The 15,039-nt window shown below is 63.8% G+C and carries 15 protein-coding genes; 8 read left to right on the forward strand and 7 right to left on the reverse strand.

Annotation, left to right across the window (positions count from 1 at the left end; genetic code table 11):
- Window positions 1-15 precede the first annotated feature (15 nt).
- From XcodCFBP4690_RS18360 to XcodCFBP4690_RS18380, 5 genes are all read right to left on the reverse strand, one after another.
- Window positions 16-783: a coniferyl-alcohol dehydrogenase gene (locus tag XcodCFBP4690_RS18360; protein ID WP_104543207.1), complete on the reverse strand. Its 768-nt coding sequence runs from the start codon at window positions 781-783 to the stop codon at window positions 16-18.
- A 33-nt stretch (window positions 784-816) separates the two neighbouring features.
- Complete coding sequence (locus tag XcodCFBP4690_RS18365) at window positions 817-1,836, reverse strand: SphA family protein (protein ID WP_410049834.1); 1,020 nt, start codon at window positions 1,834-1,836, stop codon at window positions 817-819.
- 135 nt (window positions 1,837-1,971) lie between these two features.
- A complete protein-coding gene (locus XcodCFBP4690_RS18370) occupies window positions 1,972-2,448 on the reverse strand; it encodes a MarR family winged helix-turn-helix transcriptional regulator (RefSeq protein ID WP_104543210.1) in 477 nt (158 codons plus the stop codon).
- A gap of 527 nt (window positions 2,449-2,975) precedes the next feature.
- The gene (locus tag XcodCFBP4690_RS18375) at window positions 2,976-4,205 is read right to left on the reverse strand and encodes an HD-GYP domain-containing protein (protein ID WP_104543240.1); all 1,230 of its coding nucleotides are present in this window, start codon (window positions 4,203-4,205) and stop codon (window positions 2,976-2,978) included.
- A 149-nt stretch (window positions 4,206-4,354) separates the two neighbouring features.
- Window positions 4,355-5,659: an MFS transporter gene (locus tag XcodCFBP4690_RS18380; RefSeq protein ID WP_104543212.1), complete on the reverse strand. Its 1,305-nt coding sequence runs from the start codon at window positions 5,657-5,659 to the stop codon at window positions 4,355-4,357.
- Between the two features lie 669 nt (window positions 5,660-6,328).
- Here XcodCFBP4690_RS18380 and XcodCFBP4690_RS18385 point away from each other — a divergent pair.
- Together XcodCFBP4690_RS18385 and XcodCFBP4690_RS18390 are read left to right on the forward strand one after the other, a co-directional pair.
- Window positions 6,329-6,874 carry a gamma carbonic anhydrase family protein gene (locus XcodCFBP4690_RS18385; protein ID WP_167394698.1) on the forward strand — a complete coding sequence of 182 codons (546 nt, stop codon included), beginning with the start codon at window positions 6,329-6,331 and terminating at the stop codon, window positions 6,872-6,874.
- An 80-nt stretch (window positions 6,875-6,954) separates the two neighbouring features.
- Window positions 6,955-7,851, forward strand: coding sequence for a DUF2167 domain-containing protein (locus XcodCFBP4690_RS18390; protein WP_104543216.1), 897 nt, complete (start codon window positions 6,955-6,957; stop codon window positions 7,849-7,851).
- A gap of 270 nt (window positions 7,852-8,121) precedes the next feature.
- On the opposite strand, the gene XcodCFBP4690_RS18395 is transcribed toward XcodCFBP4690_RS18390, so the two are convergent.
- Window positions 8,122-8,388, reverse strand: coding sequence for a YkgJ family cysteine cluster protein (locus XcodCFBP4690_RS18395; protein WP_104543218.1), 267 nt, complete (start codon window positions 8,386-8,388; stop codon window positions 8,122-8,124).
- A gap of 263 nt (window positions 8,389-8,651) precedes the next feature.
- Here XcodCFBP4690_RS18395 and ilvD point away from each other — a divergent pair, with 263 nt between their 5' ends.
- Window positions 8,652-10,490, forward strand: a complete 1,839-nt coding sequence (ilvD, locus tag XcodCFBP4690_RS18400) for a dihydroxy-acid dehydratase (RefSeq protein WP_104543220.1) — start codon at window positions 8,652-8,654, stop codon at window positions 10,488-10,490.
- Window positions 10,491-10,746: 256 nt separating this feature from the next.
- Here ilvD and XcodCFBP4690_RS18405 read toward each other — a convergent pair whose 3' ends face one another.
- On the reverse strand, window positions 10,747-11,763 hold the full coding sequence (locus XcodCFBP4690_RS18405; protein ID WP_104543222.1) for an integron integrase: 1,017 nt from the start codon (window positions 11,761-11,763) through the stop codon (window positions 10,747-10,749).
- A 170-nt stretch (window positions 11,764-11,933) separates the two neighbouring features.
- Between XcodCFBP4690_RS18405 and XcodCFBP4690_RS18410 the strand changes: the two genes are divergently transcribed.
- The 5 genes from XcodCFBP4690_RS18410 to XcodCFBP4690_RS23505 all read left to right on the forward strand — a co-directional run bounded on the left by XcodCFBP4690_RS18410 (window position 11,934) and on the right by XcodCFBP4690_RS23505 (window position 14,979).
- Complete coding sequence (locus XcodCFBP4690_RS18410) at window positions 11,934-12,236, forward strand: NTF2 fold immunity protein (RefSeq protein WP_104543224.1); 303 nt, start codon at window positions 11,934-11,936, stop codon at window positions 12,234-12,236.
- A gap of 111 nt (window positions 12,237-12,347) precedes the next feature.
- The gene (locus XcodCFBP4690_RS18415) at window positions 12,348-12,599 is read left to right on the forward strand and encodes a hypothetical protein (protein WP_244183710.1); all 252 of its coding nucleotides are present in this window, start codon (window positions 12,348-12,350) and stop codon (window positions 12,597-12,599) included.
- A 111-nt stretch (window positions 12,600-12,710) separates the two neighbouring features.
- Complete coding sequence (locus XcodCFBP4690_RS18420) at window positions 12,711-12,920, forward strand: hypothetical protein (RefSeq protein ID WP_146091957.1); 210 nt, start codon at window positions 12,711-12,713, stop codon at window positions 12,918-12,920.
- A 1,126-nt stretch (window positions 12,921-14,046) separates the two neighbouring features.
- The gene (locus XcodCFBP4690_RS23500) at window positions 14,047-14,502 is read left to right on the forward strand and encodes a YbbD-related protein (RefSeq protein WP_488174558.1); all 456 of its coding nucleotides are present in this window, start codon (window positions 14,047-14,049) and stop codon (window positions 14,500-14,502) included.
- A 225-nt stretch (window positions 14,503-14,727) separates the two neighbouring features.
- On the forward strand, window positions 14,728-14,979 hold the full coding sequence (locus tag XcodCFBP4690_RS23505) for a DUF4304 domain-containing protein (RefSeq protein WP_488174559.1): 252 nt from the start codon (window positions 14,728-14,730) through the stop codon (window positions 14,977-14,979).
- The last annotated feature ends 60 nt before the right edge of the window (window positions 14,980-15,039 follow it).

Raw genomic sequence — 15,039 nt, forward strand, 5'->3', positions numbered from 1 at the left:
GACGGGTGGGAGGAACTACAGCGTGGTGGATGCCAGCCCGCCATCGACCGGCAGGGTGATGCCGTTGATCCAGCGCGCCGCATCCGATGCCAGGAACACGATGGCGTCGGCCACCTCGTCGGCATACGCCGGGCGGGTCATGCGCTTGGCATCTTCCTTGACGCGCTCCTCGCCCAGCATCGCGGCGAAGTCGCCCAGGATCGGGGTGAACACCGGCCCGGGAGACACGTTGTTGACGCGGATGCCGCGCTCGGCAAACCACGGCCGCGATTGCAGCAACGTCCACACGATCAAGGCTTCCTTGAAGTACTGGTAGCAGGTGTCGTGGGCGACCGGATGCGCAGCCAGCCAGGCGGTGCCGGCTTGGAAACTGTCGGCAGCGGCCAGCTGCTTGTGCAACTCCAGCCGCTGCGGCCACTCTGCGCCAAGGATCGAGGCGACGTTGATGATGGCACCGCCCGAGACGATGCGCGGCAGCAGCGCCTGGCTCAGATGGCGCAGGCCCAGGTAATTGACGCGTGCCACCACATCCAGCGGCACGGTGCCGGGTACACCGGCCACGTTGGCCAAGGCATCGATCCGCTCCGGCAAGGCGGCGACCAATGCGTCGATGGACGCCGGGTCGCCCAGGTCGGCCTGATGAAAGCCGTGCAGGGTCATCTGCACCGGCGAGCGATCCACCCCGATCACCGTGGCGCCATGAAACCGCGCAAGCCGTGCGACCTCCGCGCCGATGCCCGACGCCACACCGGTCACCACGATCGTCTTGTTCTGCAAATTCATTGCCACCCTCCAAAGAAGCCGGATGTCCCGGCGCTAGAACACATGGACGTACTGCAGGTTGACGTTGTTGCCGGACGCTGCATTCCTGACCTCCACCGGCAGATAGAGATTGGCGAACAGGATGTTGTTGGCGTCGAACCGCCACACGCCGCCCGGGCCGGCATAGAACACGCGCTGGCGGGTGTCGGGCACGCGCTCGCCGTTGGTACGGTTGTCGCGGAACTGGGTGAGGTAATACGCGTTGACGCCCAGCCGCACTTGCGGCGCGACTTCCCAGGAGGTGGCGACGTTGACCCATCCCGCGTCGCCGGCCTGCCCATTACGGAAGGCGAATCCGTCGGGAAGATTCGGCCGGCGCTCGCTGCGGAAGTTGTAGATGTAGTTGAGGCGTGCACTGACTTCCCACTTGGGCGTCGGCAGCACCGTGAATGCATAGTTCGGCACCAGCGACCAATAGCCGGCACCCTGATTCAGGTCGCGATCGCGGTCGAACTTGCCGATCGGTGCGACAGCGTCGAGTTCGAAGCGCTGCGAAAATACCGGCCGCCCGTCACGCATCACCGGCAACATCTGCAGGTACGGACCGAAGGTCAGATCGCCGACGCCAGCGCCGTTGTCGCGCAGAGTGGCGATGCTGTTCCGACCGAAGGACGCGTCCAGGTTGATCAACGGCACCAGCGTATTGATGCCCAGTGCCCCACCGAACAACGTGTAGGGCGTGACGTAGGCCACCTGGGTCAGCAGCAAGGTCGAATCGATGCGTGGATTGTCGAACACCGGCACATCGTTGCCGCGCGCATCCTTGATCGCATCCAGCGAGGTCTGGCGCAGGTAGGTGACGACGGCCCAACCGGGCGTGGTGCGGGTGAAACCGTCCAGAAAGCTGGTCCCGCCGGTGTTGATTCCGTTGGTCAATGCAGCGCTCTGTGGCACTGCCTGTGCATTTGCAGCCCCGGTCGCACACAGGCTCCCCAGCCCGAGCAGCAAGGTTAGCGTCCATCCTGCTTGCCTGTCCTGGCCACCGCTAACCGACGATCGATTCACTGCGAACACTCCTATGGTGAGAGGGAACAGCTGGACATGCGATCGCGCGTGCGTCAGGCAGAGCCGAACGCCGCGCTGCAGACAGCACGTGACATCGCAAGGTGATGAAGGCATGCCGCCTGGCCCACGCCAGGCGGAGGCGGACTAGAGTGTGTCCAGACGATCCAGGCGATCGAGCGCGCGCACCAACGGCGCCTCGCTGGTACCGAGCACAGCGCTGAGCTGCCGTTCCATGCGCAGCACTTCGGCTTCGGCGTCGGTCAGCAGGGTGACGCCGGCCGGCGTCAACGACAGATGCTGCATGCGCCGGTCCTGACGCCCGCGCACCTGCCGCAGCAGCCGGCGGTTGACCAGCCGCGCCACCACGATGGCCAGGTTCGGCGGCGACACATGCAGCACATCGCCGATCTGGCGCTGGTTGATGCCCGGGTTGCCGTCCACCAGCATCAGCAAGGAGAAATCGACCGGCTTCAGATCGAAGGCCGCCACGCACTCCTGGAACATCCGCCGCACCAGCAACTCGGTGCGGGTGATGCGGTACCCCAGCAGCCGCAGCAGGCGCGCCTGGTCCACCTCGGTGACGGAATCGGGCAACGGTGCGACAGGAGCGGTAGCGGGCATGACGGTTCTCGCGACGAAGGCAGCGGGCGGACCGGTACGCACTGCGCACCCCATCCACAACGCCGATCCCCGGCGTGCACCACATTGTAGACGCGGCCAGGCCTGCCGATGTGGAGGCGCAGGCCGCTCTTGCATGCCGTAAGTGCGTGGCGTGCCACCACTGCGCCAGCCCGCGCTTGCACGCCCGCCAGCTGTGCGACAGCGCTGCGGCATGCGAGGGACGGCGGTGATCCAGGCACGAAGTGAACATGGTTCCGGTCGGCAAGTGATTGCGTTCCATAATAGTTATTGAACATAACTACATTGCCAAGCTGCAGCGCAGCATGGTCGCGTTCGCTAGGCGGTGCCGGATCTGGGTCGGGACAGCGACCGTCAGGCCGCATGGGGCCACGCAGTGCGATGTGACCGGCCGCCAGGCGTGGCCGGAATCAGCCATCAGCGGAGTGCCGATCAGCAAGGGCACGCAGCCGGGCACGCGCCACCTACCGGACGCGCCTGCGGCGCAGCCGCTGCGCGACACGGCCCGATCAGGGCAGCCAGAGTTTCTCGATATCGCGAAAGCCCCAGTCGCTCGGGCTTTCCATCTGCGCGATCCGGTCCTGGCAATCCGGGCGCGCCAGGTCGATGTCCTGCACCAGCACGTGGCTGCGCAGCTTGGCCGAGTAGAACACCCGCACCTTCGGCTTGAGCAGCGCGTCCGGGGTCTGTTCGATCACCACGGCCAGCTTCTGCGATTCCAGCCGCACCAGCGAACCGACCGGATAGATCCCCAGCCGGCGCACGAAGGCCTGGAAGATCACCGGGTCGAAATGGCCTTTCCACGAGGCCATCTGCTTGAGCGATTCGGCCGGATCCCAGCCGCGTTTGTAGGGGCGGTCGGAACTGATGGCGTCGTAGACATCGCACACCGCACCCATCCGCGACATCAGCGAGATCTCTTCGCCGACGAGCCGATTCGGATACCCGCTGCCATCCATCTTTTCGTGATGATGCAGGGCGATTTCCAGCACCACCGCGTTCTGCACGCCGCCGGCCACCAGCAGGCGATGACCATCCAGCGGGTGCTGGCGCATGACCTCCATTTCTTCGTTGGTGAGCCGGCCCGGCTTGTTGAGGATGTCCAGCGGCGTTACCGCCTTGCCCATGTCGTGCAGCAGGCCACCCATCGCCGCTTCCACCACCTGCGCATCGGGCAGGCCGAGCTGGCGGGCAAGCCCGCTCATCAGCCCGGCCACGGCCATCGAGTGCAGATAGGTGTAGTCGTCGGCGGTCTTTAGCCGCGCCACGCTGATCAGCGCCTGCGGGTGACGCAACACCGAATCGTTGATGGCTTCCACCAGCGGCATGGCCGCCTCGGTGTCGACGGTGCGGCCGAGCCGCACGTCGCGAAACATCTCCTCCACCGTGTCGCGCCCGTCTTCGAAGATGCGCCGCGCACGCACCACCTCGGCCTCGATGCCGACCTGCGCGGTGACGCTGTTGGTCCGTACCGTGCGCGTGCTGGATGCCGGCTCCGGCGGCTCCGGTGCCGGTGGCGTGGCAGCGGCCGCCTCGGCCTCCGGCGTCCCCGCGTCCACATCCAGCCCGCGCGCGGTGTCGATCACCAGTTGCTCGATCCGGCTGCCATGGATCTTGTCCACGTCTTCCGAGTCGACCAGGAACGAGGTTTTCCAGAACGGATGGTGCACCCACGCGCCCAGCAGCTTGTAGACGTACATGCCGGGGCGAAGTTGGTCGGAGTCGATGGTTCTGAGCATGCCGGCGCTGGTGTGCACGATGTTCGCGGAAGAGTCCGCCATGGGCATGGCGGTCTTCGGAGGTATCGGCAGCCGGCACGATTTCTTTGGTCCGCCGATCCGTCCTCGACCGGCGGATTCACGCCGTCGAACGCAGCCGGCTGAGCAGTTCAGCGATCCGGCAAGCGCATCGCCACCACGGCGGCGGCGGCGAACAGCAGCGGCACGGCACAGCCCAGGTACAACATGACCGGCGTCCACCCGGCATCCAGCAACGCCCCCGCGCACAGTGGCGACAGGATCGCGCCGAAGCGGCCCACGCCGATCGCCCAGCCCATGCCGGTGGAGCGCACGGCCGCCGGGAACACCACCGGCGCCACCGCATACAGCCCTCCCATGGCGGCTGTCAGTGCCGCCCCGGTCAGCAATGCCGTCACGAAAGCCCAGCTCAACACTGCGCTACTCAACCCGAACGCGAGCATCGCCACTGCCACCAGGATCAGCGCCCCCGCGGTGAGCCGTGACAACCGCGCGCGCAGGGCCAGCCAACTGAACAGCGTGCCGCCTGCGATACCGCCCAGATTCAGCAGCACCCCGCCGGTCACGCCCTGGGCGGCCGACAGCCCGGCCGTCACCAGCAGCTTGGGCGTCCAGCTGAGCACGAAGTAGAACGAGAACATCAACAGGAAGAACGCCAGCGCGATCAGCAGCGACTGCCGCCGCACTGCGCCGACGAACAGCGCGGCATAGCCCTGCCCGGCCGCCTGTACCGATGGCATCGGCAGGTGCGGCGCAGCCGGCATCCCCATGCGCGCCAGCACCGCGTTGAAGCGTGCATGCGCGTTCGGCGGCCGGCGGGCCATCAGGAACTCCAGCGATTCCGGCAGGAAGGCGAGCACCAGCGGTACGCACACCAACGAACCCAGCGCGCCGAGCACGAACACCGACGGCCACGACCAGTGCTGCAGCAGCAGCGCGGCGATCGCCCCGCCCACCGTCGCGCCTACCGGGTAGCCAGTGGCCTGCAACACCGTGGCCGTGCTGCGCCAGCGCGCGGTGGAATACTCGGCAGCGGTCACTGCCACACAGGCCAGCATGCCGCCGATCCCGATCCCGGTGAACGCCCGCAGCGCGCCCAGTTGCCAGGCGTTGCCGGCCAGCGCCGAGACGCCCATGCCCACGGTGAGGATCGCCAGGCAGATCAGGGTCAGCGCGCGGCGCCCGATGCGATCGGCCAACGGCGCCAGTACCAACGACCCCACTGCCATGCCCACCAGTCCGGCACTGAACAACCCGCCCAGCAGTTTTCCCGACAGTTGCCAGTCCGCCGACACATGCGGCGCGGTGAACGCCATCGCCATCACGTCGAAGCCGTCGAGCATCGTCAGCAGCACGCACACGGCCACCGCCCGCCACTGGAAGGGTGTCATGCGCTCCAACACGAAGGACGCAGGCATCGAGGTGCTTTGGAGCATCGGGGTGTCCTGTGCAGTAGGGAGTATTCCTGCAAAGCGGAATGCAGGCGGTCTTGCATCGACAGCGCCCGGCACGGCGCGGCGATGACTTCGCGCAGCAAAGCGCCAGGTTTTTTACCTTGCCAATGCAGCCGCCACGCCACTGCACGCACGCTAGGCCGATCGCAGACGCTGTTCAAGCCGCATCGCCGCAGTGCTGTGCGCTTATCGGACGTGGCGGGATTGCGCTTCGCCTGGGCAACCACGCGTTCGGGCACACCGGCGCCTGCATGCCGTGGCGGGCGACGTCGACAGATGCGTTGACCGACCACCGCCAGCCCTGGCGCTCTCGCAGGCGGCGCCGGAGCGCGCCGGTAACGGCGCCCATTGCATGTCCGATCGCGATGCAATTCGATTGGCGTTCAATGCCAAGGCGGTGCGTACATGCGATTGCCGGGACACGACAGTGCAAGTGCGGGCAGCCTGCATTCGCGACCTTGGCCAGCAGCGGCACGCCATCGACCGCATCGCGATGCCGCTGACATGCCGGCGGCTGTGGGTAGCGCACCACTGCGCCGGCAGATGCACGTCAGCCTCAGAGGCTGGGCTCTTCCGCAGCCGCCACCACGGCCCGGGTATCATGCACGCCGTGTCCGCGCCTGGCGGCACGCTGACTTGTCGGAGAATGCCGTGACCCCGATTCGCCCGTTTCTGGACCACACCCCGCAACTGGGCGCGCGCGTCTATATCGACCCGGCCTGCACCATCATCGGCAAGGTGAGCCTGGGCGACGATGTGTCGGTGTGGCCGGGCACGGTGATCCGCGGCGACGTCAATCATGTGCAGGTCGGTGCACGCACCAATGTGCAGGACGGCACCATCATCCACGTCAGTCACCACAGCCCGTTCAACAAGGCTGGCTACCCGACCATCATCGGCGCCGATGTCACCGTGGGCCACGGCACCATCCTGCATGCCTGCACCATCGAAGACCTGTGCCTGATCGGCATGGGCGCCTGCGTGCTCGACGGGGCCACCATCAAGCGCTACGGATTTGTCGGTGCCGGTGCCGTGGTCGGCCCGGGCAAGGTGGTCGGCGAGGCAGAATTGTGGCTGGGCAACCCCGCCCGCCTGGCGCGCACGCTCAGCGACAAGGAAATCGAAAGCCTGCATTACTCGGCCCAGCATTATGTGCGGCTCAAGGATCAGTACCTGGGCATTGCCGGCGCGCGCTGACCCGTTGTCTGCCGTGTGAACGCATGGCAGAATCTGCACCCTGCGGCGTGGGGACGCTGCCATCGAATGGATTCGACCTGATGCACACTTCGGTTGTCCTGCGCGGCCTGCTGGCCGCCTGCCTGCTTGTCGCAAGCCCGCTGCTGCTCGCCGTACCGGCCGAGGCCGCGGACGAGGCGCAAGTGCTCTCTGCGCTGCAGTATCACGACGGCCATATCGCGCTGCCGCAGGCCAAGGCGCACTTCGATCTGGACCCGGCATTCCGTTACCTCGACAAGGCCGATACGCGCCGCGTGCTCGAGCAGCTATGGGGCAACCCGCCCGACGACAGCGTGCTGGGCATGATCGTGCCGCGGACGCCTGCACTGGATGCACCGGACAGCTGGGCGGTGGTGGTGACCTATAGCGATGAGGGCTATGTGTCCGACGAGGACGCCGCCAAGATCGATTACAGCGAACTGCTGGAGCAGATGCAGCAAGGCACCGCCGAGGACAACGCCGCACGGCGCGAACAGGGCTACGGCACGGTGGACCTGCTCGGCTGGGCCGTGCCGCCGCGCTACGACGCCGGCAGCAAGAAGCTCTACTGGGCCAAGGAACTGCGCTTCGATGGCGCCCAGCAGCACACGCTCAATTACGACATCCGCGTCTTGGGGCGCAGCGGCTATCTCAGCCTCAACGCCGTCGCCGGCATGGGCCAGCTCGAGCAGGTGCGTCAGGGCATGCAGCAGCTGCTGCCGATGACCGAGTTCGACCAGGGCGCGCGCTATGCCGACCACAACCCGTCCACCGACAAGATCGCCAGCTATGGTCTGGCCGGCCTGATCGGCGGCGGCCTGGCAGCCAAGGCCGGCTTGTTCGCCAAGCTGGGCCTGCTGCTGGCCAAGGGCTGGAAGCTGGTGCTGTTCGGCGTGCTGGCGCTGGGCGCCGGCATCAAGCGTGTGTTCGCCGGGCGCAAGGCCAACGCCAACGGTTGAGCGCGCGTCGGCGCCGCCTTGCCGATCCACATCGGCATCGGCTTCGCGCCGACCAGGCGAGCCGGTCGCAACGCATGGGTGCGATGAGCGCAAGGCCTGCGTCGCCTTGGCCGACAAGGTCATCAGCGCGATGCCCTGCTCGATCATGTTTGCCGGCGTGGTATTGATCGACCTGCACGCGACAAGCCACGCACTTGAGCACGCGCGATTCTGCCGACACCTGGCGCCACGCCAGCGTTGGCCGCAGGCAAGGGCGTAGCGCCCGGATTTTCAAGGCTGCGTCGCACGCTCCAGGGCAGCCAGCATCGCCAACGCCTGCGTGCGCGAGCTGCCACACATTTCCATCGATGGCCGCAGGCTCGCGCAGACCGCCGGGCGGCTCGGCTGCCCGAACAGGCGGCAGCCCAACTGCGCATCCAGCTGCACGCAGGGCACACCGGCCGGCTTGCCCTGCGGCATGCCGGGAATCGGCGAACTGATGGAGGGGGCAATGCAACAGGCGGCACAGCCCGCGCGGCAGGACACAATGGCGCTCATGCGCACAGTCTAAACCGCCCGCGCTGACGGGCACTGGCAACGCATCACCGGCATTACGCACAGGGATGAACCGTTCGGCGCAGGATCGATGGCCGGTCATTCGACGATATCGCCCGCGCATCCGCCATTTCTTGCCGTGCGTGAGCGAGACAGCTGCGTGCTACCGTGCGGGATCATCGGAGCGCGTCTTGACGGTTGCAGCAGCAACAGTCCAGGCGCGGTCTAATTGCCAGCCACCGCTCGCCCTTGTCGTTGACTCCGCCATGCCCGACTACCGCTCCAAGACCTCCACCCACGGCCGCAACATGGCGGGCGCGCGCGCGCTCTGGCGCGCCACCGGCATGAAGGATGGCGACTTCCACAGGCCCATCATCGCCATCGCCAATTCGTTCACCCAGTTCGTGCCCGGGCATGTGCACCTGAAGGATCTCGGGCAGTTGGTGGCGCGCGAGATCGAGCGCGTCGGCGGGGTGGCCAAGGAGTTCGACACCATCGCCGTGGACGACGGCATCGCGATGGGCCACGACGGCATGCTGTATTCGCTGCCCAGCCGCGAGATCATCGCCGACTCGGTCGAATACATGGTCAACGCGCACTGCGCCGATGCGCTGGTGTGCATTTCCAATTGCGACAAGATCACCCCCGGCATGTTGATGGCCGCGCTGCGCCTCAACATTCCCACCGTGTTCGTCTCCGGCGGGCCAATGGAAGCCGGCAAGACCAAGCTGGCCGAGCACAAGCTCGACCTGATCGATGCGATGGTGATCGCCGCCGACGACAGCGCCTCCGACGAGAAGGTCGCCGAGTTCGAACGCAGCGCCTGCCCCACCTGCGGCTCGTGCTCGGGCATGTTCACCGCCAACTCGATGAACTGCCTGACCGAAGCGCTGGGCCTGTCGCTGCCGGGCAATGGCACCGTGGTGGCCACGCATGCCGACCGCGAGCAACTGTTCCTGCGTGCCGGACGTGTGGCGGTGGAACTGTGCCACCGCTGGTATGGCGGCGAAGATCCCACCGCCCTGCCGCGCGGCATCGCCACCTTCGAAGCGTTCGAGAATGCGATGACCCTGGACATCGCCATGGGCGGCTCCACCAACACCATCCTGCACCTGCTCGCCGCCGCACAGGAAGGCGAAGTGCCGTTCGGCATGCGCGATATCGACCGCCTGTCCAAGCGCGTGCCACAGCTGTGCAAGGTGGCGCCCAACACGCAGAAGTACCATATCGAAGACGTGCACCGCGCCGGCGGCATCATGGCCATCCTTGGCGAGCTGGCACGCGGCGGCTTGCTGCATACCAACGCCGCCACCGTGCACGCACGCACGCTGGCCGACGCCATCGCGCAATGGGACATCACCCAGACCGACGATGAAAAGGTGCACACGTTCTACAAGGCCGGCCCGGCCGGCATTCCCACCCAGATCGCCTTCAGTCAGACCACGCGCTGGGATACCCTGGATGCCGACCGCAGCGACGGCTGCATCCGCGACGTGGCGCATGCGTTCTCGCAGGAGGGCGGCCTGGCGGTGCTGTACGGCAATATCGCCCGAGACGGCTGCGTGGTGAAAACCGCCGGCGTGGACGAATCCATCCACGTGTTCGAAGGCACTGCACGCGTCTACGAGAGCCAGGACGCGGCGGTCAAGGGCATCCTCGCGGATGAGGTGGTTGCCGGCGATGTCGTGGTCATCCGCTACGAAGGCCCTAAGGGCGGCCCCGGCATGCAGGAGATGCTGTACCCCACCAGCTACCTGAAATCCAAGGGCCTGGGCAAGCAATGCGCCCTGCTCACCGACGGCCGTTTTTCCGGCGGCACCTCCGGCCTGTCGATCGGCCATGCATCGCCAGAAGCGGCGGCAGGCGGTGCGATCGGGCTGGTGCGCGACGGCGACAAGATCCTGATCGACATCCCCAAACGCTCGATCGATCTGCTGATCTCCGACGAGGAACTCGCCCTGCGTCGCGCAGAGCAGGATGCCAAGGGCTGGAAGCCGGCGGAGCTGCGTCCACGCAAGGTCACCACCGCGCTGAAGGCGTATGCGTTGCTGGCGACCAGTGCGGACAAGGGCGCGGTGCGGGACAAGGCGTTGCTGGACGGTTGAAGCTGGCTGCTACGATAGATCGAGCAGGCATCAGGTGGCCGCATAGCGCAGTTGTGCAGGAGTGATACGTCGTGGCTCACGGATGCATTCGCGCCCATCTGCGAATGCGCGCAATGTTGGGTGGGTCGCGCTCGGCCAGTGCAGCAACTGGCTGCCGTCATCGCGCACAATCGAGTCTGAAAAGCGTGTCTCAGGCGCAATCATGGTGGCTTGCTTGGCAGCAAGCGGCCATCCGCTGCATCAGTCGCGCGGCAGCTCACGCTTCATCACCAACACTGCCCAGCCCATCCAATGGGCTGCGAACCGCCGACGCACCGCGTCCCAGCACATGCGTGTAGATCTGCGTGGTGGTCATGTCCTTGTGCCCCAGCAGTTCCTGTACGGTGCGGGTATCGTGGCCGGCCTCCAGCAGATGCGTGGCGAACGAATGCCGCAACGTATGGCAGGTCGCCGGCTTGACGATGCCAGCCTGCTGCCGTGCCGACTGCATCGCACGCTGCAGAATTTCTTCGAAGACATGGTGCCGGCCAGGCCTGCCGCTGCGCGGATCCCGCGACCGGCGCGCAGACGGGAACAGGTAGGGCCACCCCGGCTCAACGTCGGCATTGGGATACTTGCGCGCCAATGCGTGCGGCAGGAAGACCCGACCGGCACCCGCCAGGTCCGCCGCATGCACTAGCAGTGCGCGTTCGCGTTGCCGCTGTAGCGCCTCCCGCAAGCTGAGCGGCAACGGCACCCGCCGGCCCTTGCCACCTTTGCCGTCGCGCACCACGATCTCGCCGCGCGCGGCATCCACGTCCTTGATACGCAGACGCAGACATTCCATCAACCGCATCCCGCTGCCGTAGAGCAGACTAGCCATCAGCCAGCGCGGCCCCTCCAGCACCGCCAGCAGACGTGCGACCTCCTCGCGCGAAAGCACTACCGGAATACGCCTGGGCCGTTTTGCGCGCACCAGGTTTTCCATCCACGGCAGCTCGATGCGCAGCACCTCGCGGTAAAGAAACACAGTGCCGCCAAACGCCTGGTTCTGTGTGCCCGCAGACACCTGGCCATCGGTGGCCAGCCGCGTCAGGAACGCCTCGACCTCCGCCTGCCCCATCTGCGCCGGATGGCGTTTGCCGCTAGCCAGGATGAAGCGCCGTATCCAACTGATATACGCCTGTTCGGTGCGTATGCTGTAGTGCTTTACGCGCAGCCGGTCGCGCACCTGATCGAGCAGCCAGAGTGGCGGACGTGCTATTACGCCGTGCTCTCTGGGGGTGTAATTCATACGCCTGCATCCCTGCTGGATAACACTGCAAGCATCCGCATGGTCGCGACCGCTTACCATCGTGCAATCCTGTAGTTGCGGCTAAGACTTCCCCTATTCACAAAGCGCCAGTCATCGAAAATACTGAGCGCAACACCGCATTTCGGCGGTCCAATAGTTGTTAGGCGCTAATGACAATTCTTCTGGTGTTGGCTTTACTTTCAGCTGCCTCTACACCTGTTTGCTCCTCTGTTGCGCCAGGTGCAGAACCTATCCTCCCTACAGAGTCCACGGTGGTAGCAGCTGCCAAAGCCGCATGGCGCAACAAGTTCAGCTCGGCTGCGGTCAATGAGCGTGAGCAATACCAGGCGGAGCTGAAGGATGGTGTCTGGCATGTATTTGGCAAGCTACCTGCTGGATGGCGTGGTGGCACACCAGAGGCTTTAATCTGTGCAAGTGACGGCAAGGTACTCAAGGTGTTCCACAGCCGGTAAGCGCCTAACAATTCATTCAAGCCGAACTTGTCCGCTGACGCGGCCAAGTCGGCTTAACTCCAGTGTTAGCCATCACACAACAAGGGGAATTTCATGGCTCATGAAGTAACGATGGACATTGCTACCAAGTTCGTCCTGCACAAGGATGTAAAGGTTGAGGTCAAATCCAACGGAAGTAAGCTCGGAACTCTGCTCATCAGTAAGGGCAACATTGAGTGGCTTTCTAGCGGCGCACATGTCAATAAGAAGCGACTCACATGGGCGCAATTTGCCAAGCTGATCGAGGGTGAGGGCAAGCCCACCAAAGTCAAGAAGCGCGCTCCTAAGAAGGCTGCAAAGAAAAAGCCCGCTTCGCCAAAGTAATTGGAGTTGGCTAACAATTTATTCAAGCCGATGCCGCTTCGCGGCGCGGCCTAATTCAGGCGTTAGGCCGCGGAGGTAAGGCATATGGTTACCTACTCAGACGGAACGGCCATGAAGATCGGAGACTCCGTGCTGTTGGAGAACGGCCAGACACCCGGCACCATTGAGCTGATCGTTGTGACGCCGTCGGAGATGCAGTCAATCGGCGTTGAGGAGTCTGGTGTCATGTTGCTTTCCCCGCCATTCGGCAGCGTCTATCTGCAAGAATCGTCTTTGCAGAGAGAGCCTTTGCAGTTTGTTTCTCACGGCCCGTCGGCCTAACAAATCATTCAAGCCGACGCCGCTTCGCGGCGCGGCTAACTCAGGCGTTAGGGGGCAACATGCAAGGATCGCGATCGCTGTTTGGTTGGTTTATCGCAGTTTCGGCTTTTGTCGCTATCTATCGGCTGCGCGTAGCTTCCCTTGGGGTGCTGCTGCTCATACTTCCAACATTCACGCTTTTCCAACTGCTTTGGCTCAGTGACATCCTCCATTCAAAGCCATCAAATCACTGGCTTCTGAAGGTTCCGGGACTTAAAGCCCTGAGTCATGCTCTTCAGAAAGCTCTTGCACTTCCGGAGTGGGCAAGAGTGGTTGCAGTAGTTGGTAGTATCGCGTTAGGGTTTGGGTTGTCACATCTCGCGTAGCCCCCCCCCTAACAATTCATTCAAGCCGAAACCGCTTCGCGGTTCGGCTTAATTCAAGCGTTAGGCGTGGTGGAGCAAGCGCGTCGGCGGGTGCAGCTTCGGTGAGTGGGCTAGCACGCATGCGGTCAGCTCCGGGCGGCAGTCACCGCTGCTATGGGCTGCGGTAAGTTCTGTGCTTCGCCGCTAAACGTTGTTGCCATGCTGCGCTCGTTGCAGTTGGCTTCGGTGGCATTACGCGCCGCTGCATCGCCGGGCAAGCTCCGTCCCGCAAGCTGTGGCACACTTGGTCCAAGCGGCAGTGCTGGGGAGCAAAGGTGCAACATCTAACTTCTGCGGCCACTCAATGCCTAACAACTCATTCAAGCCGAAGTTGCTTCGCAACTCGGCTTAACTCAGCGTTAGGACCCATGTCAGAGAACATCGAGAACTTCAGTGTGGTACTCCGCTCAGGTCTTCCCGCGCGTGAGCATGCCTTCCTCTCAAAGATGTGTGGCCGGCTTAACTCGCCTGCCGGAGAGGATCTTCTTTTCCTGCGCTGCATAAATGTAGACACTTCCCATCATGTCTACTTACAAGCTGACGCGATATCGCACGACGGACAATCGATCTATCCAGTCCAGATTCCGCATCAGTTTGTAATGCTCATAACTGGTCAAGATGTACCAAAGGCAATCGGTTTCAAGGTAAGCCGTGATGGGGCCTAACAATTCGCTCAGGCCGAAGCCGCTTCGCGGCACGGCTTTAACTCAAGTATTAGGTGTATGAACGGGCCAACCGCAATTGCAGCCAGCCTTCTTCTAGCGGGGTGCACTTCAGATGTTGTGACTAGCACCTACCCAACCCTTGCTGATGCTCGGGCTGATGAGTTATTTGGTCGCGGCTGGTTGCCCGATATTCTGCCTCCTTCTGCTACGGATATTCGCACAACCAATAATCTTGACCTCAACGTCTCGGACGGTGAGTTCTCCTTTACACCATCTGACGCGCCCGTTCTATTCCGGCAACTACACAAGGGCACCCCAAACATGGCGCGCTACGCGAATGAGACCGCAGCGTATGCCAGGCTAGACTATTCTGTATGGTCCTTTCAGGACGAGCAAAGTACTTGGATCTTTTTCTGTCAGGGGGAAAAGGGGTACTGCAAGTACACCATGTGGCTTGACCGGCAGTTGCCTAACAATTCATTCAAGCCGAACCCGCTTCGCGTGTCGGCTTAATTCAGGTGTTAGCCGTCAACGACAACCATGCCTGCCTCCGAGTTTGTAAAAGCAGTTGATGAGGTCCAACGAGCCTTGCGACCGTCTTTGAAGGAGCAGGGGTTCAAGGTCCGTGGGCGGACGTTCAATCGCTTGACTAAGGATGGCCTTACGCAAGTCGTAAATCTGCAAATGGGTACTTCTGACCCGCCCGGTACAACCTATGTTCCCGGGCTCCGTGAAAACATGCATGGACTATTCACGGTCAATCTTGGCGTGTACATCCCGGAGGTTTCAGAGTTACACGGTGGCGGTCCAGCCAAATCTTGGATCCGAGAGTACGACTACTCAATCCGTTGCCGTCTTGGCCCCGCTAGCGGCACTGCGCAGGACCTGTGGTGGCACGCCCGCAGTCCAGCTTACGCCGTAGCTAATATCCAGCCGATGCTATTGTCATATGGTCTGCTCTTCTTGCCGACGTCCCCCCGTCCTGAGTAGCGGCCGGGTTTAGAATCCAGGGTTGATGATAGCGGCGTTTGCCAGTTGTTGGGCATACGC

The sequence above is a fragment of the Xanthomonas codiaei genome, assembly GCF_002939785.1.
GTDB classification, from domain to species: Bacteria; Pseudomonadota; Gammaproteobacteria; order Xanthomonadales; family Xanthomonadaceae; genus Xanthomonas; species Xanthomonas codiaei.